Consider the following 20,503-nt stretch of genomic DNA (forward strand, 5'->3'; position numbering starts at 1 on the left):
GGCCGGCGGGGCACCATGTCCCGCGCTCAGGGTGCAGTGTGTCCTGATGCCGCGCTACCTTGCGCTGCGCGGTCGCGCGATGCGCTTCAGCGCATCAGGCGGCCGGTGATGAAGCGCCATTCGGCGGGGGTCACCGGGGTGATCGACAGCCGGTTGCCCCGGCGCAGTACCGCCATCTCGGCCAGTTCCTCATGCGCGCGCAGTTCCGGCAGCGGGATCAGCGCGCTCTTCTTGACGAAGCGCACGTCCACCAGCATCCAGCGCGGCGTCTCCGGCTTGGAGGCGGCGTCAAAGTAGTCGCTGGCACGGTCGAACTGGGTGGGGTCGGGGTAGGGCGTCGAGCAGACCTCGGCCAGGCCGGCGATGCCGGGCTCGGGGCAGGAGGAATGGTAGAACAGCACGCCGTCGCCGATGCGCATCACGTCGCGCATGAAGTTGCGCGCCTGGTAGTTGCGTACGCCGGTCCACGGCAGCGTGCCCCGCTCGGCCAGGGTGTCGATGCTGGCCTCGTCGGGCTCCGACTTCATCAGCCAGTACTGGCGGGCTCGGGAAGCAGTGGCGGGCGGGGCGGAGCGGCTCATCGGCGGATCCTCTCGTTGCGGGTCGGTCGGTCGGACGGCGCGGGCCCGCATGCGGCCGGCATGTGACGGCTGTCTCCCCGGCCGCGGGCAAGAAAAAAGGCGGTGGTCTTAACCACCGCCTTTCTTAAGGGGTCCCCGCCTCGGCCGCTGGATCGGCATCCTGAACCCAAGTGAGGTTCAGAGTGGCTGCGGAAGTCGCATATCGGGTACATCGCCCACTCAGGGAGTCCAAGCTCGGCCCGGACTATGAATAACGCGACGCGCTCGCCCACGCGACATGATCCCGCACCATGCAATGCATATCGGTTCAAGGAGTTTATGATCCTGACGAACCAGGCAGGGAAACTGTCAAACGTCTGACTCTCTAAACTCGCCCTTAGCACGAGGCGCAGGGCGCGATGTCAGACGTTTGCCGTTTCTAACTAGGATGGGATGAGAACGGCGGCCGGGCACGGTAACCCGACCATTGCGCTGCACCTGTCTGTTGCTTCGTGCAGTCTGGCTACACTATACACCGCGCGGTCTCGCAGACCAAGCCCGGCGTGCCAACCCGTTACATTTTGCTTACAGGGCGCGTCATCCGCTGCACATCCCCGCCATGCAGTGCAGACCGCGCTACCGCACGGTCCTCAACCGCGCACGGGCGGCGTGCCCGTGCCCACGTGTGCGTACTGGCGCAGCGCCTCATCGGCGCGCTCATTGAGCTCGCGGATGCGGGCACGCACGGCGTCCACCGGAATCGCACCTTCCTCCTGCTGCTTGCGCCGCGCGGCCAGCAGGTCGGAAGCGAGGCTGATGGCGGCCATCACAGCCACCCGTTCGACGCCCTTGGCGCCGCCGCTTGTCTTGAGGCGCGTCATGCGCTCATCGACCAGGGCCACGGCCTCCAGCAGGGCGGCCTCGTTGTCCGGGGCGATGGCGAAGCGGTAGGCCTGGCCGGCGATATTGACTTCGACTTGCTTGTTGCTCATGCGTGTTCTCCGGGGGCTTGCTGCTTGCCCTGCGCGGCGGACTCGCCGTCGCCGAGCAGGTCGAGCTGGCGCGCATCGCTCGCGGTGGGCAGCTTGTCGAGGATCGACTGGATGCGCAGTTGCGCTTCCTCGATCTTGATGTTCAGCAGCTCGCGGTCCGCGGCCATGGCTTCGCGGTCGCTGCGTAGCTGGCTGGCTTCGGCACGCAGGCGTTCGATCTCCTCGCGCAGCCGCTGGTTTTCCGCCGCCAGGGTGTCCGCATGGTGCAGCACGCGGCCGATCTTGGCGGCGAGTTGTTCGAGTTCGTTGAGCATAGTGCCTGTCAGGTGCAAGGGTGTCAGGGTATCCGGATTTTAGCCGAAGCGCCGCCGCGCACGCGATGCCAAGGCCAGGATTGTGACCCGGCAACCGCGTCGAAGTTGCAAGCATCCTCTTCGCATCGCCCGTGCAACGTCGGCGATCAGGTAGCGACCATGCCGCGCCGCATGCATTGACGCTAGGGGGGAAACTGCCTACACTCGCGCACGTTCCAGGTGCTCGCCATTCCGCTCACGCCGGCATGGCAGTTCAACGGGAAACAGGGAGCCGAGGCCGGCCACAGACCGGACAGGCCAACCTGTGCTGCCCCCGCAACGGTAAGCGACCGCGATCATGACACCCATGTCATCGCAAGGCCGGCCAATCGCCACTGAATCCAAGGTTCGGGAAGGCGGCCGCGCTGATGTCGCCAGCCCGGATACCGGCCTGAACGCGGGCTGCCGCCCTTGTGCGGCACGCCTCATCGCCATTTGGCCCGCGGGGGAACGGGCCCGGCCTTCCTTGCCATCCCTGCATCATGCGTTCATCGCTTTACAGGTCGAACCGCCCGGCTTTGCCCGCGGCGCGTCCTTCCGTTGCCGCCGCATTCGCGGCCCTTGCCACGTCCACCCTGCTTCCCATTGGCGCACGCGCGCAGTCCGGCGACGACCAGTCGTCCGCGCAACCGGCGTCCGCGCAACTGGCGCCGGTCGTCGTCACCGCGACGCGCACCGCGCAGCCCCTCACCGAAGCCTTGCCCCACACCACGGTGGTGACGCAGGAGGACATCGTCAATTCGCAGGCGCCGGACCTGCGCACGCTGCTGCGCAACCAGGCCGGCGTGGAGTTCTCCACCAACGGCGGCATGGGTACCACCACCTCGCTGTTCATGCGCGGCGCGAACTCCAACCAGGTGCTGATCCTGATCGACGGCGTCCGCGTGTCCTCTGCCAGCACGGGCACGGCACAGATCGAGAACATCCTGCCGGACCAGATCGACCACATCGAAGTGGTGCGCGGCAATGTGTCGGCACTCTACGGCTCGGACGCCATCGGCGGCGTCGTGCAGATCTTCACCAAGAGCGGCGCAGGCCAGGCGCCGGCCGCTAACGCGCAGGTGGAGTACGGCAGCAACAATACCCGCCAGGGCACCGTCGGCTACGGCGGGCAGGTCGGCGATACCTCCTTCAACCTGACCGGTTCCGCGTTCAAGACCGATAGCTTTTCGGCCATCAACCCGCAGCAGGCGCCGAAGGCCAATCCCAACAGCAATCCGTATGAGAACCAGAGCTTGTCGGGGCAGGTGAAGCACCGCTTCTCGCCCGACTGGGATGCCGGCATCAGCGGCTACTACTCCAAGAGCAAGCTGTCCTTCGACAGTGCCTTCGGCAGTCCGACCGACGACAACCGCATGAACAGCGAGCTGTACACGGTGCAGGCCTTCGCCAACGGCAAGCTCATGCCCGACTGGTCCACCCACTTCAAGCTGGCGCAGAGCGAAGACCGCAGCGACAGCTTCCTCAACGGCGTGCAGAACGGCACCTTCAACACGCGCAATCGCCAGTTCACCTGGCAGAACGAGTACGCCCTGGCCGCTACCCATACTCTGCTGTTCGGCACCGACTACCTGCAGCAATCGCTCAATGCCAACAGCTTCGGTACCGCCTTCAGCCCCACCCGCAATGTGTTCGCGGTGTTCGGCGGCTACGACGGCCGTTTCGGCAAGCACCAGCTGCAGCTCAACGCGCGCAACGACCACTATTCGGATTTCGGCAACCAGGCCAGCTTCTTCGCCGGCTATGGCTACAACCTGACCAATGCGCTCAAGCTGATCGCCAGCCTCAGCAATGCCTTCCGCGCGCCGACTTTCAACGAGCTGTACTTCCCTAACTTTGGCAATCCCAACCTGCAGCCCGAACGCGCCAAGTCGGCCGAAGCCGGCCTGCAGTACGAGACGGCGAGCACCGGTCTGCTGCGCCTCACGGCCTTCGAGACCCGCTACGACAACCTGATCGTCAACGTGTCGCTGCCCAACGGCTTTCTCGCGCCGCAGAATGTCAATAAGGCCAAGGTGCAAGGCCTCGAGGCCTCGTGGCGCGCGACGCTGTGGGGCACCGACGTGGGCGCCAGCGTGACCTTCCAGAACCCGGTCGACGAACAGAGCAACACGCAGCTGCTGCGCCGTGCGCGCCGGCACGCTGCGCTGGATGTGGGCCGCAACTTCGGCAACTGGCGCTTCGGGGGAGAATGGCTGCTGTCGTCCTTGCGCCTGGACAACGGCTCGCGCACGCTCGGCGGATACGGTATCGTCAACCTCAACGCCCGCTACAACATCAACAAGCAATGGTTTGTCGCCGCACGCGTGGAAAACCTGTTCGACAAGAACTACCAGCTTGCCTTCCCCTACAACACCCAGGGACGGGCGGGCTTCATCACGCTGGGCTGGCGGCAGTGAGTCCGGCTGCGCGAGGTCCGCATGCCTGAGCTGCGCCGCGCGCTGCTGGTCTGGGCCGCGCTCGCGCTCGCGGGGGCGGTGGTATTCGCGCTGTCGCTGGCGATCGGCAGCGTCGCGCTTTCGCCCGCCGAGTTGTGGCACGCGCTGGCCGACGGCGGCGGCACGGCCGGCGCGATCGTGCGCGAGCTGCGCCTGCCACGCGCCGCAGCGGCCTTTGCCTGCGGCGGCCTGCTGGCGCTGTCGGGCGCGCTGATGCAGGTGCTGTTGCGCAATCCGCTGGCCGAGCCCTATGTGCTGGGCGTGTCCGGCGGCGCAGCCACCGGCGCGCTGCTGGCCATGCTGCTGATGGTGCCGTGGTGGATGGTGCAGGCAGGCGCGGCCGGCGGCGCCTTGCTTTCGATGGTGCTGGTGGCCGCGCTGGCGCGGCGCGACCTGCTGCATCCGCAGGTGCAGGGCGGTCATCAGGAAGCCGGCGCCCGGCTCTTGCTGACCGGCGTGATCCTGGCCGCCGGCTGGGGCGCGCTGATCACCCTGATCCTGTCGGTGGCGCCCGAGTCCCGCCTGCGCGGCATGCTGTTCTGGCTGACCGGCGACCTGGGCGGCGTCGCCGCCTACTGGCCGGCGCTGGCGATGCTGGTGGCCGCGCTGCTGCTCATCATGCCGATGGCGCGTGCGCTCAACGTGATGCTGCTGGGCGAGACGGTAGCCCAGTCGCTCGGCGTCAGCGTCGGCCGCGTGCGGCTGGCATCCTTCCTGGTGGCCTCGCTGGCGATTGCCGCGGCCATCACCACGGCCGGCTCCATCGGCTTTATCGGCCTGGTGGTGCCGCACCTGGTGCGCCTGGCCTGGAGCAACGACCAGCGCCTGCTGCTGCCGGCCTCCGCGCTATTGGGCGGCACGCTGCTGATGGCGGCCGATCTCGCCGCGCGCTCGGTAATCGCGCCGGCACAGTTGCCGGTCGGGGTGATTACCGCCTTGCTGGGCGTGCCCACCTTTCTCTTCCTGCTGCTGCGGAGGCCGCGATGACGAACCGTACGGGACCCAGGCCTGCAGACGCCGCTGCCGCTGCCTTGTCCGACGCCGACGCCGACGCCGACGCGAACTGGCAGCGGCCCCTTGCCGCGTGCCCGTCGCTGGCCGTGCAGGGGCTGCGCTTGCAGGCCGGCGCGCGCACCTTGCTGCGTGCGCTCGACATTGACGTGCGGCCCGGCCAGTTGTGGTGCATGGTGGGTCCGAACGGCGTCGGCAAGTCAACGCTGATGGCCGTGCTGGCCGGGCTGCGGCGGCCCGATGGCGGCGGCGTGACGCTGGATGGCGTGGCGCCGCAGCAGATGCCGCCGGCCGCGCTGGCGCGGCTGCGCGCCTACCTGCCGCAAGCGGTGCATGACACCTTCTCGATGACAGTGCGCGATGCGGTGAGGGTCGGGCGCCATCCGCACCTGGCCGGCTGGGGCTTTGCGCGGCGCGAAGACGAGACCATGGTCGAGGCCACCCTCGCTGCCCTCGACCTGGCGGGCCTCGCCGGGCGCGATGTGCTGACACTGTCGGGAGGCGAGCGCCAGCGCGTGGCCCTGGCGGCGGTGCTGGCGCAGCAGGCCCCGCTGATGCTGCTCGACGAACCGGTATCCCACCTCGACCTGCGCCACCAGATCCTGGTGCTCGAGACGCTGTCCGCGCTGGCGCGCGCCGGCAGCCACGCCGTCGTGGCAATCCTGCACGACCTGAACCTGGCGCGCCGCTACGCCACCCACGCGCTGCTGATGGCCGAGGACGGCAGCGCGCGGCACGGCCCGGCGGCCGAGGTGCTCCGCCCCGAACATTGCTCGGCGGCGCTGCGCACGTCCATCGTCGCCGTCAGCGACGGCGTGCATACTGCGCTGATCGCCGACGGCGCTCCGGGGTACGCCCGGACCAACCAAGAGACCTGAACATGACGCAAGCAGACGACAAGCAGGCGGCCACGGCCGCGGACCAGGCCGCCCCGGCCTCCACGACCGATGAAGCCGGCCGCGACGCGCGCCACAAGGCGCGCATGGTGCGCAAGAAGGAGGTGGTGGACGCCAAGATCGCCGCCGCGCAGAGCGAGCGCGGCGTGATCGTGATCACCACCGGCAACGGCAAGGGCAAGTCCAGCTCGGGCTTCGGCATGGTGGTGCGCGCGCTCGGGCACGGCATGCGTGCGGGTGTGGTCCAGTTCATCAAGGGCGCCTTTCCCAGCGGCGAGGAGATGTTCCTGCGCCGCTTTCCGGAGGTTTGCGCCTTCCATGTGATGGGCGAGGGCTATACGTGGGAGACCCAGGATCGCGCCCGCGACGTGGCCAAGGCCGAGGCGGCGTGGGAGGTCGCGCGCGGCCTGCTGCGCGATCCGTCGATCGGACTGGTGCTGCTCGATGAGCTGAATATCGCGCTCAAGCTGCATTATCTTGACGTGGATCGCGTCATCGCCGACCTGCGCGCCCGCCCGCCGATGCAGCATGTGGTCATCACCGGCCGCGGCGCGCCGCCTGAGCTGATCGAGGCGGCCGATACCGTCACCGACATGACGCCGGTCAAGCACGCCTTCGAGCAGGGCATCAAGGCGCAGAAGGGCGTCGAGATGTAAGCCGCTGGACGGCAACGCGCCAACAGGATTCCGCCATACCGTCATACCGAGAGCCTTAGCCATGCAGCTTCCTCAAATCGCCCCCCTCGACGCCGCACTGCGCCCCGCGCTGCAGGCAGCCATCGACGACAAGACCAAGCCGCTCGGCGCCCTTGGCCAGCTCGAGACGCTGGCGTTGCGCATCGGCATGATCCTGGGCAGCACGCGGCCCGAGCTCAAGCGGCCGGCGCTGATCGTCTTCGCCGCCGACCACGGCGTGGCCGCGGCCGGCGTCAGCGCCTATCCGCCGGAAGTGACCGCGCAGATGGTGCGCAACTTCGTCGCCGGCGGCGCCGCCATCAATGTCTTCGCGCGCCAGCACGGCATCGCGCTCGAGGTGGTCGATGCCGGCGTGCGCGCGCCGTTGCCGTCGGCGCCGGGCCTGGTCAACGGGCGCATCGCCAACGGCACGCGCAACTTCGCCGAGACGCGCGCAATGGACCGCGCGCAGCTCGAGATGGCGCTGACCGCAGGCATGGCGCGCGTGCTGAGCCACGTACGGCTGGGCAGCAATGCGATCGCGTTCGGCGAGATGGGCATCGGCAACACCTCGTCGGCGGCCTGCCTGATGAGCCGGCTCACGGGCACGCCCATCGAGCAGTGCATCGGCCGCGGCACCGGCCTGGACGATGCCGGATTGGCGCGCAAGCGCGAGGTGCTGGCCGGCGCGCTGGCGCTGCACGCCGACGTGGTCGAGCCGCTGGACGTGCTGGAGGCCTTCGGCGGATTCGAGATCGCCATGATGACCGGCGCCTTCCTGGCCGCCGCCGCCAGCCGCATGGTGATCGTGGTCGACGGCTTCATTGCCTCGGCCGCGTTGCTGGTGGCGCAGCGCCTCGACCCGGCGGTGCTGGACTACTGCGTGTTCTCGCATTGCTCGCAGGAGCAGGGCCATCGCGCGCTGCTGTCCCATTTCGGCGCCCAGCCGCTGCTGGCGCTCGACCTGCGGCTGGGCGAGGGTACCGGTGCGGCGCTCGCCTGGCCGCTGCTGGTCTCGGCCACGGTCTTCCTGCGCGAGATGGCGACCTTCAGCAGCGCCGGCGTGAGCACCGCGCGCTGAGTGCTCCGGTGCGAGGCCGCCAGGGGCGACACTGAGGAGACAATGGCGCATGGCCGACGAGATCCGCTACTTCCTGACCGCCCTGGGCTACTTCACGCGCCTGCCTTTGCCGCGCCCGCTGGCGCGCTGGGTGGGCTTCGCGCCGCACTACCTGAACGCGGCCGCGCGCTACTTTCCGCTGGTCGGCCTGCTGGTCGGCGCCGCCGGTGCGGTGGTGACCTGGGGCGCGCTGCAATGGTGGCCGCCGGCCGTGGCGGTGCTGCTCGGCATGGCGCTGACGCTGCTGCTGACCGGCGCCTTCCATGAAGACGGCCTGGCCGACTGCGTCGATGCCTTCGGCGGCGCCTTTGCGCGCGAGGACGTGCTGCGCATCATGCACGATTCGCGCATCGGAGCGTTCGGCGCCATCGCGCTGGTGATTGCGCTGCTGCTGAAATGGCAACTGCTGCTGGCCATCCACGCGCGCGGCGGCGTGGCGGTGCTGCTGGCCGTGCTGGTGGCATCGCATGGCGCCAGCCGGGCACTCGCCGCCAGCTACCTGGCCACGCTCGACTATGTGCGGGCGGAGGGCAAGGCCAAGCCGGTGGCACAGCGCCTGGCCGGCGCCGGGCTGGCGTTCGCGCTTGCCTGCGGCGTGCTGCCGCTGCTGGCACTGTCGCCCGCTTTTGCCGGCGCGGCACTGCTGGCGCTGCTGCTGCTGCGCTGGGGGCTGGGGCGCTACTTCGTGCGCCGCATCGGCGGCTATACGGGCGACTGCCTGGGCATGGCCCAGCAGCTTGCCGAACTGCTGGTCTACTTGGTGGCCGCGGCATGGACGTGGTCCTGATCCGCCATGCGCGCCCGGCGGTGGGCGAGGGCATCTGCTACGGCAGCCTCGACCTCGCGCTGGCCGTGCCGGTCATGCCCGCGCCTGCCGCCATGATCCGCGCGCTGCCTGGCTGTTCTCCCGCGCGCATCATTGCCAGCCCGCTCACGCGCGCGGCGCAGACCGCGGCCCTGCTGCGCGACGCATGGCTAGTGGACCGGCCCGGCGCAGCACCACTACCCGTCATCGAACTGGAAGCGTGCCTGCGCGAGGTGGATTTCGGCGCCTGGGAAGGCCTGCCGTGGGATGGCATCGCGCGCGCGCAGCTCGATGCCTGGGCCGCGGACCTGCTCGGCGCGCGGCCGCACGGCGGCGAGAGCACGGGGCAGGCGCTGGCGCGCGTGGCTGGCTGGGCCGATGCGCTGTGCGCGGCCGCGGCAAGCGACGGCAGCAACGGCTCCGGCTGTATCTGGGTGGTGTGCCACGCTGGCCCGATGCGGATGCTGGCAGCACACTGGCTGGGCGTGCCGCTGGTGCGCACGCTGAACTGGCAGATCGGCTTCGGCGCCAGCGCTTGTTTTCGCCTGGGCGGGTACGCGCCCGCGCTGGGCTGGTGGAACAGGCGGGCCGCCGAATGAGGCGGCCCTAGGGGAGAAGGGCGAGGGGGCGAAGGGGGCTCAGCGCGCGGGCCGCTTGCTGCGCGCGTCGTCGAGGTCCTTGCAGAGGATCTCCGCGCCCTGTGCCACGCGCGGGCCGGCGCGGTTGATCAGGTCGCCGTCGATCACGTAGAGATTGCGGCGTGCCACCGCGGTCATCTGCTTCCAGCGCTCCCACATCGCGAAGTCGGCCAGCGGCTGGTCAGGGCGCGTGGCGCCCATGCCGGCCGTGACCATCACCTCGGGATTGCCTGCCACCACCGCTTCCTCCGTCACCGTGGGCACCAGCGGGGCCGCATCGGCAAAGAGATTGCGCCCGCCGCACAAGGCCAGCATGTCGCTGACGAGGTGGCGGCCGTTCAGCGTCATCAGCGGCCGCTGCCAGACCTGGTAGAACACCGTCACCGGCGCCCGGTTCGCATAGGTCTTGCGCAGCGATTCGATGCGCTGGCGGAAGTCGCCCGCGGCGCGCGCGGCCACCGGCGCGGTGCCGAGCAGGGTGCCGAGCTTCTCGATGTCGTCGGCGATGGTCTCCAGCCGGCGTGGCTCGCTGAAGTAGAGGGGCAGGCCGAGTGCGCGCAAGCGGTCGATCTGCTGCTGGGCGTTGCCGTGGCGCCAGACCACGATCAGGTCCGGCTTGAGCGCGGCGATGCGTTCCAGGTCGAGCGACTTGTTGTCGCCGACGCGAGGAATCGCGCGCGCGGCCGGCGGGTAGTCGCTGTAGCTGACCGTGCCGACGATGCGCTCGCCGCCGCCGGCCGCGTACAGCAGCTCGGTCACGTGCGGCGCCAGCGAGACCACGCGCCTGGCGGGTGCGGCCAGGGTCACGGTCTGCCCGGCGTCGTCGACCACGGAAAGGGCGGCATGCGCGGCTGGGCAGAGGCCGAGCACGAGCAGTGCGGCGGCAAGGTGGCGCGGTGCTGGCGTGCGCGCTTTCGGGCGGATGGGGCTGGTGAGGCTGGTGAACATGCAGGGATCCGGAAAGGGTTCAGGCAGCGGTGCCGGGCACGCTGGCGGGCGCCGCCGCGCAGGCGGCCAGGGCCATCTCCAGGGCATCTTGCAGGCGCGCCCAGGCTTGCGGCTGGGCGGGCGGCAGGCCCAGCCGCAGGCTGGCCAGGCAGCCGCCGGCGGCCTCGAAGTGGCGGGTCCACACGCCTTGGCGCGCCAGCGCCGCATGCAGTGCGGCGGCGTGTTCCAGCGGCACCCACTGGAACAGCGGATGGCCGACCGGTTCCAGGCCGGCGCTGCGCAGCAGCGTGCCCAACTGCTCGCCGGCTTGCGCCAGCCGGGCGCGCGTCTGCGCCTGCCAGGCGGTGTCGTCCAGTACCAGCTGTGCCACCGCGCGCGCCGGGCCCGACACGCTCCAGTGTCCGAGCAGGCCGTGCAGATCCGCCAGCAGAGCGGGCGCTGCCAGCACGAAGCCGCAGCGCAGTCCGGCCAGTCCATAGAACTTGCCCAGCGAGCGCAGCACCACCAGGCCGGGCATGCCGGCGCGCGCTGCCAGCGAGCCCGCGGGGCTGCAGTCCATGAAGGCTTCGTCGAGCAGCAGCGTGCCGCCGCGCGCGGCCAGCGCGGCGTGCCATGCCAGCAGCGTGCCGGGCGGCAGCTGCCTGCCGGTGGGGTTGTTGGGATTGACCACCACCAGGTGGTCGAGCTCGGGCAGGACGCCGCCCAGGCCCGGATCGTGGAAGTGCGCCTCGTCGAGTGGCACCACCGTGTGGCCGGCGCGCGCGAAGGCCGGCCCGTATTCGCTATAGCCCAGCGCGGCCACGCCCACGCGGCCGCGCCGCAGCAGCGCGGGCAGGGCGCGGATGGCCGCCTGCGACCCGGCGACGGGCAAGGCGTGCGGCGCGCCATAGGCATGCGCGGCGGCCTCGGCCAGGCCGTCGTCGTCCTCGGGCAGCCGTTGCCAGGACTGGGCCGGCAAGGGCGGCACGGGATAGCCGTCGGGGTTGATGCCGGTGGACAGGTCGAGCCAGTCGCCGAGGGGGCGGCCGTAGCGGGCAGAAGCGGCGCGCAGGTCGCCGCCGTGGCGGATCGGTGTGGTCATGACAGCGAGGGGCAGGTCAGGGGCGCCGGCGGGGTGGCCAGGGACAGCGGCGCCGGCCGCGGCGCATGGGTCCAGTGCGCCAGCGCCAGGCTGGCCAGCGCGCTGGCCGCGGCCAAGCCGAGCCATAGCCACAATGTGCGGCGGACCAGGCGCAGGCAGGCACGAACCTGCGGCGCGCCGGGGGCAAGGCCGGCGCCCAGCGGCGGGCGGGCCTCCCACTGGCCGTGATAGCGAGCCGGGCCGCCCAGCGCTACGCCGATGGCGCCCGCGCCGGCGGCCATCACGGGCCCCGCGTTGGGACTGGACCAGGCAGGCGCCTGCGTGCGCCAGCAGCGCAAGGCCGGGCCGGTAGCGCCCAGCAGCGCATAGGACAGCGCGGTCAGCCGAGCCGGCAGCAGGTTGAGCAGATCGTCGAGCCGGGCCGCGGCCCAGCCGAAATGCAGCAGGCGCGGGGTACGGTAGCCCCACATGGCATCGAGCGTATTGGCCAGGCGGAACAGGACCACGGCAGGCGCGCCGCCGGCCAGGAACCAGAACAGCGCGCCGAACACCGCGTCATTGCCGTTTTCCAGCGCGGATTCGCAGGCCGCGCGCGCGAGCGCCTCGGCATCGGCATCGGCCGTGTCGCGCGAGACGATGCGCGCGGTGAGCTGCCGCGCTGCGGCCAGATCGTCCGCGGCAAGGGCGTCGGCGATCGGCGCGATATGCTGCTGCAGGCTGCGCGCGCCCAGGGCCGTGTAGAGCGCCAGCGCATGCAGCGCCAGGGCCAGCCAGGGGCTGACGCGCTGCGCGGCGGCGACCAGCAGCCAGGCCAGCGCGGCCGGCCCGAGCACCATCAGCGACCAGGCGGCCAGCCCGGCCAGGCGCTGGCGCTCCGGTGGCGCGCGGCGGTTCAGGCGCGCTTCGAGCGCGGCGGCGATGCGGCCGAACCCCACCAGCGGATGCCAGCGCCGCGGCTCGCCCAGCAGGCGGTCCAGGCAGACCCCCGCCAGCGCGGCCGCCACGCAGGCCGGCCAGGACAGCATGATCATGCGGGATCCGCGCCTTTCACCGCCACCGGAATGCCGGCCACCAGCAGGCGCACGCGGTCAGCGGTGGCGGCCAGCTTCTGGTTGAGCCTGCCAAGCTCGTCGACATAGAAGCGGGTGATCGCCCCCAGCGGGACCACGCCGAAGCCGATCTCATTGGAAACCAGGATGGTGTGGCCGGGCAGCGTGGGCAGGGCGCCAAGCAAGGCCTCGATCTCGTCCGTGAACGCCGCGGGCGGCGTGATCAGGCCGTGCTCGGGATAGCTGCGCGCGTCGAGGAAGATCAGGTTGTTGAGCCACAGCGTGGCGCAGTCCACCAGGATGCAGCCGTCGTGGCGCGCGTGGGCGTAGAGGGCATCGGCGAGGTGCAGCGGCTCTTCCACCAGTTGCCAGCCGGCCGGCCGCCTGGCGCGGTGCAGCGCGATACGCAGCTCCATTTCCTCGTCACCGCCGTTGGCGTCATGGCGGGCCGTGGCGACGTAGGTGACCGGGCCACCGGTGCGCGCGGCATGGTCGGCGGCGAGCTGCTCGGCATAGTGGCTCTTGCCCGAGCGTGCGCCGCCCAGCACCAGGGTCAGCTCGCGGGCGGCATGAGCGGCGCCCGGGGCTGTTTCCGCTGCGGCTTCGGGCGTGGCTTCGATGGCGGTGGCCGGGGTTTCCATCCGGGTATTGTAGCCGCCGCCCCACCCGCTGACACGCCGGGCGCCGCGCGGCGCTGCGCCCGGCGGCGCGGTGCGATAATCCGCCCCATGCGACACCAAGTCTCCCTTCCGGGCGCGCCGCCGCAGGCGGAACCCGTACAGCAGGTGCAACCCGCACAACAGGCGCACCCGGCGCCGGACGCACTGCACGGCACCCTGATGGTGCAGGGCACCACCTCCGATGCGGGCAAGAGCACGCTGGTGGCCGGGCTGTGCCGGCTGCTGGCCCGCAGCGGCACGCGCGTGGTGCCCTTCAAGCCGCAGAACATGGCGCTCAACAGCGCGGTCACGGCCGATGGTGGCGAGATCGGCCGGGCCCAGGCGCTGCAGGCGCAGGCGGCCGGGCTGGCGCCGCACACCGACATGAATCCCGTGCTGCTCAAGCCCAGCAGCGATACCGGCGCCCAGGTCATCATCCATGGGCGCGCCCGGCTCGACCTCGACGCGCGCGCCTACCATGCTTACAAGCCGGAGGCGATGAAGGCGGTGCTGGCCTCGCACGACAGGCTGCGCGCGGCCTATGACGTGGTGCTGGTGGAAGGCGCGGGCAGCCCCGCCGAGATCAACCTGCGCGATCGCGACATCGCCAATATGGGGTTTGCCGAGGCAGTGGACTGCCCGGTGGTGCTGGTGGCCGACATCGACCGCGGTGGCGTCTTCGCCCACCTGGTCGGCACGCTGGACTGCCTGTCCGATAGCGAGCGGGCCCGTGTGACTGGCTTCATCATCAACCGCTTCCGCGGTGACATCGGCCTGCTGCAGCCGGGGCTGGACTGGCTGGTGGCGCGCACCGGCAAGCCGGTCTTCGGTGTGCTGCCCTACCTGCACGGCCTGCACCTGGATGCCGAGGACGCCATCGTGAGCGCCCAGGTCGACAAGTCGGGTGGCGGCGCGCAGCCCCTGCGCGTGATCGTGCCCGTGCTGCCGCGCATCTCCAACCACACCGATTTCGACGCGCTGCGCGCCCATCCGCAGGTGGACCTGCGCTTCATCGGGCCGGGCGCGCCGGTGCCGCCGGCGGACCTGATCGTGCTGCCGGGCAGCAAGAGCGTGCGCACCGACCTGGACTTCCTGCGCGCCAACGGCTGGGAGCCGGCGCTGCGCCGCCACCTGCGCTACGGCGGCAAGGTGATCGGCATCTGCGGCGGCATGCAGATGCTGGGCCGGGCGCTACACGATCCGGATGGCCGCGAAGGCACGCCCGGCAGCAGCCCGGGGCTGGGCCTGCTCGACTACGAGACCACGCTTGCCGCACACAAGCAGCTCAAGCGCGTCAGCGGCCGGCTGCTGCTGGGCGAGGAGTGCGGACAGGGCGTGCAATCACCGGCCCAGGCCTCGGTCATGGGCTACGAGATCCACATGGGCGTCAGCAGCGGCGGCGGCCTGTCGCGGCCGGCACTGCGGCTGGACGATGGCCGCGCCGACGGCGCGCTGTCGGAGGACGGCCAGGTGCTGGCCACCTATGTGCACGGCCTGTTCGACGAGCCCTCGGCCTGCGCCGCGCTGCTGCGCTGGGCCGGCCTGGCCGATGCGCAAGGTGTGGACCTGGCGGCGCTGCGCGAGGCGTCGATCGAGCGGCTGGCCGACACCCTGGCCGAGCATCTCGACCTGGAAGCGCTGCTGGCGCCGCTGCGGTCCTAACGTTGGCGCCGGCACCGTTGCAAGCCCTCGCGCCGCATCGCGCTGGCTTCGGCTGCTGCTAGAATCGCGAATTCTTCGCATTCTCATTTGGGCGCGCCCTGCATGCCGCCTCCCCGATCATGGTCACCGGCCGCACGCGCACCGTCCTGAAGAAGATCCACCTCTACCTCGGCCTGAGCTTCGGGCTGATCTTTGTCGTGCTCGGGCTGACCGGCACCGTGATCGCCTGGCGCGACGAGATCGATGCGGCACTCAATCCCGATCTCCTGCGTGCCTCGGCGCCCGCTGCCGGCCCGGCCACGCCGGCCCTCGCAAAGTCGGTAGCGGACAAGCTGGCGGCCGATCCGCGCTACGGCAAGCCGCGCATGCTGATGCTGCCCGACGGCCCCCAAGACGTGTTCGTTGCCTGGTATCCGGTCAAAGGGGCGGAAGGCGCCGTGCCGGGCCGCTCGCGCCAGGTCACGGTCGATCCGGCCACGCTGGCGGTGAAGGGCGAACGCGTCTGGGGCGAGCCAGGCCTGTCGCGGCAGCGGCTGATGCCCACGCTGTTCTTCCTGCACCGCTACCTGCTGTCGGGCGAGACCGGCAAGACGCTTACCGGCGTCACCGCCATGCTGATGCTGTTGACCACGCTGGGCGGGGTGCTGCTGTGGCTGCCCAAGCTGCGCGCACGTGCCTTGCTGCAGGCGCTCAGCATTCGCCATGGCGGCTCGTGGTCGCGCTTCAACTATTCGCTGCACCGTGCCGCCGGCATCTTCGCCGCCCCGGTGCTGCTGGTCATCGCGTTCTCGGGCTGGTACCTGAACCTGCCGAAGTGGGTCACGCCGCTGGTGGGCGCTGTGATGACCGTGACGCCACCCGGGCCCAAGCCGGTGTCGGCATCAGCGCCGTCCGGCGCGCCGGGGCTCGACATCGGGCAGGCCATGGCGGCGGCGCAGGCCGCCTATCCGGAGGCGCGCGTGACGCGCGTGAGCCTGCCGCGCAAGGCCGGCGATGCCTATGAGATCCGCCTGCGCCAACCGGGCGAAGTGCGCCAGGGCAGCGGCTCCACCCGGGTCTGGATCGATGCCGGCCGCGGCACGGTGCTGTCCGTGCGCGACCCGCGGCGCGCGCCGGCCGGCGACACGCTGCTGAACTGGCTGTATCCGCTGCACACCGGCGAAGCGTTCGGCCTGCCGGGGCGCCTCTTCATCACGGTATTCGGCCTGGCGCCGCTGATGTTCGCGCTGACCGGACTGCTGATCTGGCTCAAGCGCAGGCGCGGGCACCGGCACCACCTGACGCGCGAGCAGCAGCGCGCCGGCATGCGCGCGGCCTGAGCCGGGCCTTGGTTGGCCTTGGTTGGTCTTAGTAGGTCTAGTAGGTCTTAGCCGGCAGCGGCGTCATCGTTGGCGCCGCGCCTGGCAAAACGCCCGGCTTTGCCGGGCGTTCTATTTTCCGGCCCGCGTCGGCCGGAGGGGTCGGGGCAGCGCCCGCGGCCTCAGATCTCCAGATTGTCGATCAGCCGGGTCGCGCCCAGCTTTGCCGCGGTCAGCACCACCAGCGGCTCGCCCGCGATGAATTCCTCGCGGGTCGGCGCCTGCAGGTCGCCGCGCTTGCGGATGGCCACGTAGTCGGGCTTCCAGCCACGCGCGCCCAGGCTGGCGAGTGCCTGTGCCTCGACCGCCGCCAGGTCGGTGGCGGCCGGGTTGCCGGCCAGCACGGTGTCGCGCACCTGGTGCAGCGTGCGATAGAGCACGGGTGCCTCGGCTCGCTCGTCCGCGGCCAGGTAGCGGTTGCGCGAGGACAGCGCCAGGCCGTCTTCGGCGCGTACCGTCTCGGCGGGCACGATCTCGATCGGCAGTGCGAACTGGCTGGCCATGCGGCGCACGATCATCAGCTGCTGGTAGTCCTTCTTGCCGAACACCGCCACGCGCGGCTGCGCGCAGCAGAACAGCTTCATCACCACTGTGCACACGCCCTTGAAGAAGCCGGGGCGGAATTCGCCTTCGAGAATGTCGCCCAGGTCATGCGGCGGCTCCACGCGGTATTCCTGCGGCTCCGGGTACATATCGCGCTCGGTCGGCGCGAACAGCACGTAGACGCCTTCCTTCTGCAGTTTCTCGATGTCCTCCTGCAGCGTGCGCGGGTACTTGTCGAAATCCTCGTTGGGGCCGAACTGCAGGCGGTTGACGAAGATCGACGCCACCACCGGGTCGCCGTGCTGGCGCGCCAGGCGCATCAGCGACAGGTGGCCTTCGTGCAGGTTGCCCATGGTGGGCACGAAGGCGACGCGGTTCTGGCCGCGCAACTGGTCGCGCAGCTCGTGGATGGAGGAAATGACTTTCATGAACTTGGCGTGCTGATCGTGATCGGAGAGACCCATGTGCCCTGGCCGGAGCCAGCGGGCGTGCCGGTCTGAGCGCCGGTTGTCGGCGGATTGTAGAACAAGTGGGCGCGCTGCGGGCCAACTGATCCCCGCTTCGGGGCGGTGCGAGGCCAGGAAACCGTTCCGGATTGAGGAAGGATCCCTTTGCCGCTCCGGAATGGACTTTCAGCTGGGCGTATAGGCGAGGCGGACGTAGATCGGCGCGAACGGCTCGGCCTGCGTGATCTCCAGCAGGGACTCGCGCGCCAGTTCGAGGATGGCGATGAAGTTGACCACGACCACCGGCGAGCCCTGGCCCGAGCGGATCGCATCCTCGAACAGTTCGGAGAACTCCATGAAGCGGGCATGCTGCAGCCGCCGCAGGATCTGGCTCATGTGTTCCCGCACCGAGAGCGCCTCGCGCGAGATCTTGTGGTTCTGGTTCAGCTTGGCGCGCTTGAGCACGTCGGCCCAGGCCGCCTGCAGGTCGGTGCAGTCGACGTCGGGAAAGCGCGGCGTCAGGCTTTGCTCGATATAGACCTGCGCGCGCAGGAAATCGCGGCCCAGCTGCGGCACGCCGTCCAGGCGCTGCGCGGCCAGCTTCATCTGCTCGTACTCGAGCAGGCGGCGCACCAGTTCGGCGCGCGGGTCCTCGGCTTCCTCCTCGCTGTCGGACTTCTTGACCGGCAGCAGCATGCGCGACTTGATCTCGATCAGCATGGCGGCCATCAGCAGGTATTCCGAGGCCAGTTCCAGGTTGGTCTTGCGGATCTCGTCGACGTAGCTGAGGTACTGGCGCGTCACCTGCGCCATCGGGATGTCGAGGACGTTGAAATTCTGCTTGCGGATCAGGTACAGCAGCAGGTCGAGCGGGCCCTCGAAGGCTTCCAGGAAGACCTCGAGCGCATCGGGCGGAATGTAGAGATCCTGCGGAAGCTGGAACAGCGGCTCGCCGTAGAGGCGCGCGAAGGCCATGCCGTCGACGGTGTCGGGCGTGGCGTCGCGTTCCGGCGAGACGCTTGGCAGCTCGATGGCCAGCGCCAGCTTGTCCTGGTCGTCAGGGCTCATGGGCCGGCAGGATCCGTGCTGGGCTTAATCCAGCGAGTAGACGTAGGGCTTTTGCGCCACGCGCGAGGCCTGGGTGCGGTCGCGCTCGTCCAGATCGATCGGGGTCTTGTCCCACAGCAGGGCGCGGCCCTGGCGCTGCTCGGCTTCGAGCGAGGGTTGCTCCTGCTTGAGCGTCTTCAGGAACTGGGTGATGTCCGATTCGTAGAGTGCCATGGTGGGAATTCTTTCAGGTAAGGCGGGAACCGCCGCGATTTTACCGTATCGGAGGACCGGTCCGGAGGATTTGCATGGCGCGGGCGCTGCCGATGCCTGACGTGCCCTGCGGTTGTGGTCAAATATCAACTTTGTGAGATCGGCAACTACGGATGAGGATGCGTTTGCGAAGCAAGCCCGAGCCCGGCGCCTGGCGGGCGCTAGCGCACGCGCTGGTGCGGCCGGTGGCGCATGCGCGCCAGCTGGCCCCGGTGGGGCTGGCCTTGCTGCTGGCGCCCATGCCGGCCGGCGCGGTCTACAAGGTGGAGGTGGACGCGCCCAGTGTCTTGCGCGACATCCTGAAGGCCCACCTGGACCTGGTCCGCTTTGCCGACCGCACCTCTCTCTCGGCTGACCAGTTCGACTACATGGTCGAAACGGTCGGCGACCAGGTGCGCCAGTTCGCTTCCACCGAAGGCTATTTCGATGCCACCACCAAGGCGAGAGTGGAAGGCGAGGGTGACCAGCGCGTGGTCCACATCACGGTGGACGCTGGTGCGCGCACGCTGATCCGCCACGTCGACGTCGGGGTCGAGGGCCCGGCCTCGCAGCAGGCGCCGGTGCAGGTCGAGGCCTTGCGCAAGGGCTGGGGGCTGCCTGCCGGGCGGCCGTTCCGCCAGTCCGACTGGGACAAGGCCAAGAGCGATGGGCTGGCGCAGTTGCAGGCCCGCCGCTACTATGGTGCCAAGCTGGCCCATTCGGAGGCGCGGGTCGAACCCGACGAGCAGGCCGCCGACCTGACGGTGCGCTACGCCAGCGGCCCAAGCTACCTGCTCGGCCCCCTGCGCATCACGGGTACGCGCCGCTATCCGGAGCGCATCATCCGCAACGTGAATCCACTCAGCGTGGGGGAACCCTACAGCGCGGAACGCCTGCTGGAGCTGCAGCGCTCCATCCAGCGGCAGCCCTATTTCTCCAATGTGCAGGTCGATCTGGAAAATGCGCCGCCTGCCGACGGCGCCGACACGGTGACCGCGCCCGTCAATGTGCGCGTGCGCGAGCATCCTGAAAACCGGCTGAGCGCGGGCGTGGGCTTTACCACGGACACAGGCGGGCAGGTTTCGGGCCGCTATTCCTACTACAACCTGTTCAACCGCGCCTGGACCCTCGACTCCCAGCTCAGCCTCGAGCAGAAGCGCCAGTACGGGCTGGTCGAGGTGGCGATGCCGCCCGATACCAAGGCTTACCGCAACAGCGTGTACGGTAGCTACGAGCATACGATCGACATCGAAAACACCGACACCACCAGCATGCGCACGGGCCTCAAGCGCTCGCGTTCGCGCGAAAACTACGAGACGACCTACTCGCTCGACTACTACTATGACCGCCTGCTGCCGCTGGGCGAGCAGCAGCAGATCGCCCGGGCGCTGGTGCCCGCCTTCGCCTGGACGCGCCGCAACGTCGACAACCCGGTCTTTCCGCGCCGTGGCAACGTGATCAACACCCAGGTCGGCGTGGCGCTCAAGAACCTGCTGTCGGATGCCACCTTCCTGCGCCTGTACGGCCGGATCCGCCAGTACATCCCGGTCGGCTCCCGCGACCTGATCCTGGCGCGGCTGGAACTGGGCGCAGACCTGACCAAGGCGGATCCGCAGAACGTGCCGGCCACGCTGCGCTGGCGCGCCGGCGGCACCGACTCGGTCCGTGGCTACAGTTTCCAGTCCATCGGCACGCAGAGCGGCGCCAGCGTGCTGCCGGCGCGCTACCTGGGCACGGCCAGCCTGGAGTACCAGTACTGGTTCCGGCCCGAGTGGGGCGTAGCCGTGTTCTGGGACGCCGGCACCGCGACCGACAACCTGCACGGCATCACCATCTTCAACGGCGTCGGCCTGGGCGCGCGCTGGCGCAGCCCGGTCGGGCCGGTGGAGCTCGACGTCGGCTACGGCATCCAGAAGCAACAGTTCCGACCCCATATCTCGCTGGGGGTGGCCTTCTGATGCGCGCGGCCCG

At 70.0% G+C, this 20,503-nt stretch carries 20 protein-coding genes, 1 other RNA gene and 1 riboswitch; of the genes, 10 read left to right on the forward strand and 11 right to left on the reverse strand.

Annotated elements, in window-relative coordinates; translation table 11 throughout:
* Nucleotides 1-86: 86 nt before the first annotated feature.
* The 4 genes from AC1Z3O_RS02475 to AC1Z3O_RS02490 all read right to left on the reverse strand — a co-directional run bounded on the left by AC1Z3O_RS02475 (nt 87) and on the right by AC1Z3O_RS02490 (nt 1,866).
* The gene (locus AC1Z3O_RS02475; protein ID WP_483513256.1) at nt 87-581 is read right to left on the reverse strand and encodes an EVE domain-containing protein; all 495 of its coding nucleotides are present in this window, start codon (nt 579-581) and stop codon (nt 87-89) included.
* A 128-nt stretch (nt 582-709) separates the two neighbouring features.
* Nucleotides 710-927, reverse strand: a non-coding RNA gene (gene ssrS / locus AC1Z3O_RS02480) — 6S RNA.
* Nucleotides 928-1,210: 283 nt separating this feature from the next.
* Nucleotides 1,211-1,552 (reverse strand): cell division protein ZapA, encoded by a 342-nt coding sequence (locus tag AC1Z3O_RS02485; protein WP_483513258.1) that lies wholly within the window; start codon nt 1,550-1,552, stop codon nt 1,211-1,213.
* Complete coding sequence (locus tag AC1Z3O_RS02490; RefSeq protein ID WP_483513260.1) at nt 1,549-1,866, reverse strand: hypothetical protein; 318 nt, start codon at nt 1,864-1,866, stop codon at nt 1,549-1,551. Before AC1Z3O_RS02490 ends, AC1Z3O_RS02485 begins: the two co-directional genes overlap by 4 nt.
* Before the next feature lie 199 nt (nt 1,867-2,065).
* Nucleotides 2,066-2,314, forward strand: a riboswitch (cobalamin riboswitch).
* Between the two features lie 73 nt (nt 2,315-2,387).
* Here AC1Z3O_RS02490 and AC1Z3O_RS02495 point away from each other — a divergent pair.
* From AC1Z3O_RS02495 to AC1Z3O_RS02525, 7 genes are all read left to right on the forward strand, one after another.
* Nucleotides 2,388-4,304 (forward strand): TonB-dependent receptor plug domain-containing protein, encoded by a 1,917-nt coding sequence (locus AC1Z3O_RS02495; RefSeq protein ID WP_483513261.1) that lies wholly within the window; start codon nt 2,388-2,390, stop codon nt 4,302-4,304.
* 21 nt (nt 4,305-4,325) lie between these two features.
* Complete coding sequence (locus AC1Z3O_RS02500; RefSeq protein WP_483513262.1) at nt 4,326-5,330, forward strand: FecCD family ABC transporter permease; 1,005 nt, start codon at nt 4,326-4,328, stop codon at nt 5,328-5,330.
* Nucleotides 5,327-6,232: an ABC transporter ATP-binding protein gene (locus AC1Z3O_RS02505; RefSeq protein ID WP_483513264.1), complete on the forward strand. Its 906-nt coding sequence runs from the start codon at nt 5,327-5,329 to the stop codon at nt 6,230-6,232. The genes AC1Z3O_RS02500 and AC1Z3O_RS02505 overlap by 4 nt, the downstream gene beginning before the upstream one ends.
* A 2-nt stretch (nt 6,233-6,234) precedes the next feature.
* Nucleotides 6,235-6,906, forward strand: coding sequence for a cob(I)yrinic acid a,c-diamide adenosyltransferase (gene cobO, locus AC1Z3O_RS02510; protein ID WP_483513265.1), 672 nt, complete (start codon nt 6,235-6,237; stop codon nt 6,904-6,906).
* Nucleotides 6,907-6,967: 61 nt separating this feature from the next.
* Nucleotides 6,968-8,005 (forward strand): nicotinate-nucleotide--dimethylbenzimidazole phosphoribosyltransferase, encoded by a 1,038-nt coding sequence (cobT, locus tag AC1Z3O_RS02515; RefSeq protein WP_483513267.1) that lies wholly within the window; start codon nt 6,968-6,970, stop codon nt 8,003-8,005.
* Nucleotides 8,006-8,054: 49 nt separating this feature from the next.
* Nucleotides 8,055-8,831, forward strand: coding sequence for an adenosylcobinamide-GDP ribazoletransferase (locus tag AC1Z3O_RS02520; RefSeq protein WP_483513269.1), 777 nt, complete (start codon nt 8,055-8,057; stop codon nt 8,829-8,831).
* Nucleotides 8,816-9,448 (forward strand): histidine phosphatase family protein, encoded by a 633-nt coding sequence (locus AC1Z3O_RS02525; RefSeq protein WP_483513270.1) that lies wholly within the window; start codon nt 8,816-8,818, stop codon nt 9,446-9,448. The genes AC1Z3O_RS02520 and AC1Z3O_RS02525 overlap by 16 nt, the downstream gene beginning before the upstream one ends.
* Before the next feature lie 39 nt (nt 9,449-9,487).
* Here the strand turns inward: AC1Z3O_RS02525 and AC1Z3O_RS02530 are convergent, their stop codons facing one another.
* From AC1Z3O_RS02530 to cobU, 4 genes are read right to left on the reverse strand one after another with little or no spacing between them, the layout of a single operon-like run.
* Nucleotides 9,488-10,435 (reverse strand): cobalamin-binding protein, encoded by a 948-nt coding sequence (locus AC1Z3O_RS02530; protein WP_483513271.1) that lies wholly within the window; start codon nt 10,433-10,435, stop codon nt 9,488-9,490.
* A gap of 19 nt (nt 10,436-10,454) precedes the next feature.
* The gene (gene cobD, locus AC1Z3O_RS02535; protein WP_483513273.1) at nt 10,455-11,516 is read right to left on the reverse strand and encodes a threonine-phosphate decarboxylase CobD; all 1,062 of its coding nucleotides are present in this window, start codon (nt 11,514-11,516) and stop codon (nt 10,455-10,457) included.
* On the reverse strand, nt 11,513-12,547 hold the full coding sequence (cbiB, locus tag AC1Z3O_RS02540) for an adenosylcobinamide-phosphate synthase CbiB (RefSeq protein ID WP_483513274.1): 1,035 nt from the start codon (nt 12,545-12,547) through the stop codon (nt 11,513-11,515). The genes cobD and cbiB overlap by 4 nt, the downstream gene beginning before the upstream one ends.
* A complete protein-coding gene (gene cobU, locus AC1Z3O_RS02545; protein ID WP_483513275.1) occupies nt 12,544-13,206 on the reverse strand; it encodes a bifunctional adenosylcobinamide kinase/adenosylcobinamide-phosphate guanylyltransferase in 663 nt (220 codons plus the stop codon). The genes cbiB and cobU overlap by 4 nt, the downstream gene beginning before the upstream one ends.
* 198 nt (nt 13,207-13,404) lie before the next feature.
* On the opposite strand from cobU, the gene AC1Z3O_RS02550 reads away from it, so the two are divergent.
* Both AC1Z3O_RS02550 and AC1Z3O_RS02555 read left to right on the forward strand, forming a co-directional pair.
* The gene (locus tag AC1Z3O_RS02550) at nt 13,405-14,886 is read left to right on the forward strand and encodes a cobyric acid synthase (RefSeq protein ID WP_483517499.1); all 1,482 of its coding nucleotides are present in this window, start codon (nt 13,405-13,407) and stop codon (nt 14,884-14,886) included.
* A gap of 119 nt (nt 14,887-15,005) precedes the next feature.
* On the forward strand, nt 15,006-16,205 hold the full coding sequence (locus AC1Z3O_RS02555; protein WP_483513276.1) for a PepSY-associated TM helix domain-containing protein: 1,200 nt from the start codon (nt 15,006-15,008) through the stop codon (nt 16,203-16,205).
* A gap of 161 nt (nt 16,206-16,366) precedes the next feature.
* On the opposite strand, the gene panC is transcribed toward AC1Z3O_RS02555, so the two are convergent.
* The 3 genes from panC to AC1Z3O_RS02570 form a co-directional block, all read right to left on the reverse strand.
* Entirely contained in the window at nt 16,367-17,215 is an 849-nt protein-coding gene (panC, locus tag AC1Z3O_RS02560) for a pantoate--beta-alanine ligase (protein ID WP_483513277.1), read from the reverse strand.
* A gap of 204 nt (nt 17,216-17,419) precedes the next feature.
* The gene (locus AC1Z3O_RS02565) at nt 17,420-18,301 is read right to left on the reverse strand and encodes a segregation and condensation protein A (protein ID WP_483513278.1); all 882 of its coding nucleotides are present in this window, start codon (nt 18,299-18,301) and stop codon (nt 17,420-17,422) included.
* A gap of 24 nt (nt 18,302-18,325) precedes the next feature.
* Entirely contained in the window at nt 18,326-18,514 is a 189-nt protein-coding gene (locus AC1Z3O_RS02570) for a DUF3460 family protein (RefSeq protein ID WP_483513279.1), read from the reverse strand.
* A gap of 158 nt (nt 18,515-18,672) precedes the next feature.
* Here AC1Z3O_RS02570 and AC1Z3O_RS02575 point away from each other — a divergent pair, with 158 nt between their 5' ends.
* Nucleotides 18,673-20,490, forward strand: a complete 1,818-nt coding sequence (locus AC1Z3O_RS02575) for an autotransporter assembly complex protein TamA (protein ID WP_483513281.1) — start codon at nt 18,673-18,675, stop codon at nt 20,488-20,490.
* Nucleotides 20,491-20,503 lie beyond the last annotated feature (13 nt).

This window comes from Cupriavidus sp. 09_S30, from assembly GCF_056930435.1.

Coding starts and splice junctions, on each gene's coding strand:
- cobU (WP_483513275.1), bottom strand. CDS start 13,206: ATGGAAACCCCGGCCACCGCCATCGAAGCCACGCCCGAAGCCGCAGCG.
- AC1Z3O_RS02500 (WP_483513262.1), top strand. CDS start 4,326: ATGCCTGAGCTGCGCCGCGCGCTGCTGGTCTGGGCCGCGCTCGCGCTC.
- AC1Z3O_RS02530 (WP_483513271.1), bottom strand. CDS start 10,435: ATGTTCACCAGCCTCACCAGCCCCATCCGCCCGAAAGCGCGCACGCCA.
- AC1Z3O_RS02495 (WP_483513261.1), top strand. CDS start 2,388: ATGCGTTCATCGCTTTACAGGTCGAACCGCCCGGCTTTGCCCGCGGCG.
- AC1Z3O_RS02485 (WP_483513258.1), bottom strand. CDS start 1,552: ATGAGCAACAAGCAAGTCGAAGTCAATATCGCCGGCCAGGCCTACCGC.
- AC1Z3O_RS02520 (WP_483513269.1), top strand. CDS start 8,055: ATGGCCGACGAGATCCGCTACTTCCTGACCGCCCTGGGCTACTTCACG.
- AC1Z3O_RS02525 (WP_483513270.1), top strand. CDS start 8,816: ATGGACGTGGTCCTGATCCGCCATGCGCGCCCGGCGGTGGGCGAGGGC.
- AC1Z3O_RS02490 (WP_483513260.1), bottom strand. CDS start 1,866: ATGCTCAACGAACTCGAACAACTCGCCGCCAAGATCGGCCGCGTGCTG.
- cobO (WP_483513265.1), top strand. CDS start 6,235: ATGACGCAAGCAGACGACAAGCAGGCGGCCACGGCCGCGGACCAGGCC.
- cobD (WP_483513273.1), bottom strand. CDS start 11,516: ATGACCACACCGATCCGCCACGGCGGCGACCTGCGCGCCGCTTCTGCC.
- AC1Z3O_RS02475 (WP_483513256.1), bottom strand. CDS start 581: ATGAGCCGCTCCGCCCCGCCCGCCACTGCTTCCCGAGCCCGCCAGTAC.
- cbiB (WP_483513274.1), bottom strand. CDS start 12,547: ATGATCATGCTGTCCTGGCCGGCCTGCGTGGCGGCCGCGCTGGCGGGG.
- AC1Z3O_RS02550 (WP_483517499.1), top strand. CDS start 13,405: ATGGTGCAGGGCACCACCTCCGATGCGGGCAAGAGCACGCTGGTGGCC.
- cobT (WP_483513267.1), top strand. CDS start 6,968: ATGCAGCTTCCTCAAATCGCCCCCCTCGACGCCGCACTGCGCCCCGCG.
- AC1Z3O_RS02565 (WP_483513278.1), bottom strand. CDS start 18,301: ATGAGCCCTGACGACCAGGACAAGCTGGCGCTGGCCATCGAGCTGCCA.
- AC1Z3O_RS02505 (WP_483513264.1), top strand. CDS start 5,327: ATGACGAACCGTACGGGACCCAGGCCTGCAGACGCCGCTGCCGCTGCC.
- AC1Z3O_RS02570 (WP_483513279.1), bottom strand. CDS start 18,514: ATGGCACTCTACGAATCGGACATCACCCAGTTCCTGAAGACGCTCAAG.
- panC (WP_483513277.1), bottom strand. CDS start 17,215: ATGAAAGTCATTTCCTCCATCCACGAGCTGCGCGACCAGTTGCGCGGC.
- AC1Z3O_RS02575 (WP_483513281.1), top strand. CDS start 18,673: ATGCGTTTGCGAAGCAAGCCCGAGCCCGGCGCCTGGCGGGCGCTAGCG.
- AC1Z3O_RS02555 (WP_483513276.1), top strand. CDS start 15,006: ATGGTCACCGGCCGCACGCGCACCGTCCTGAAGAAGATCCACCTCTAC.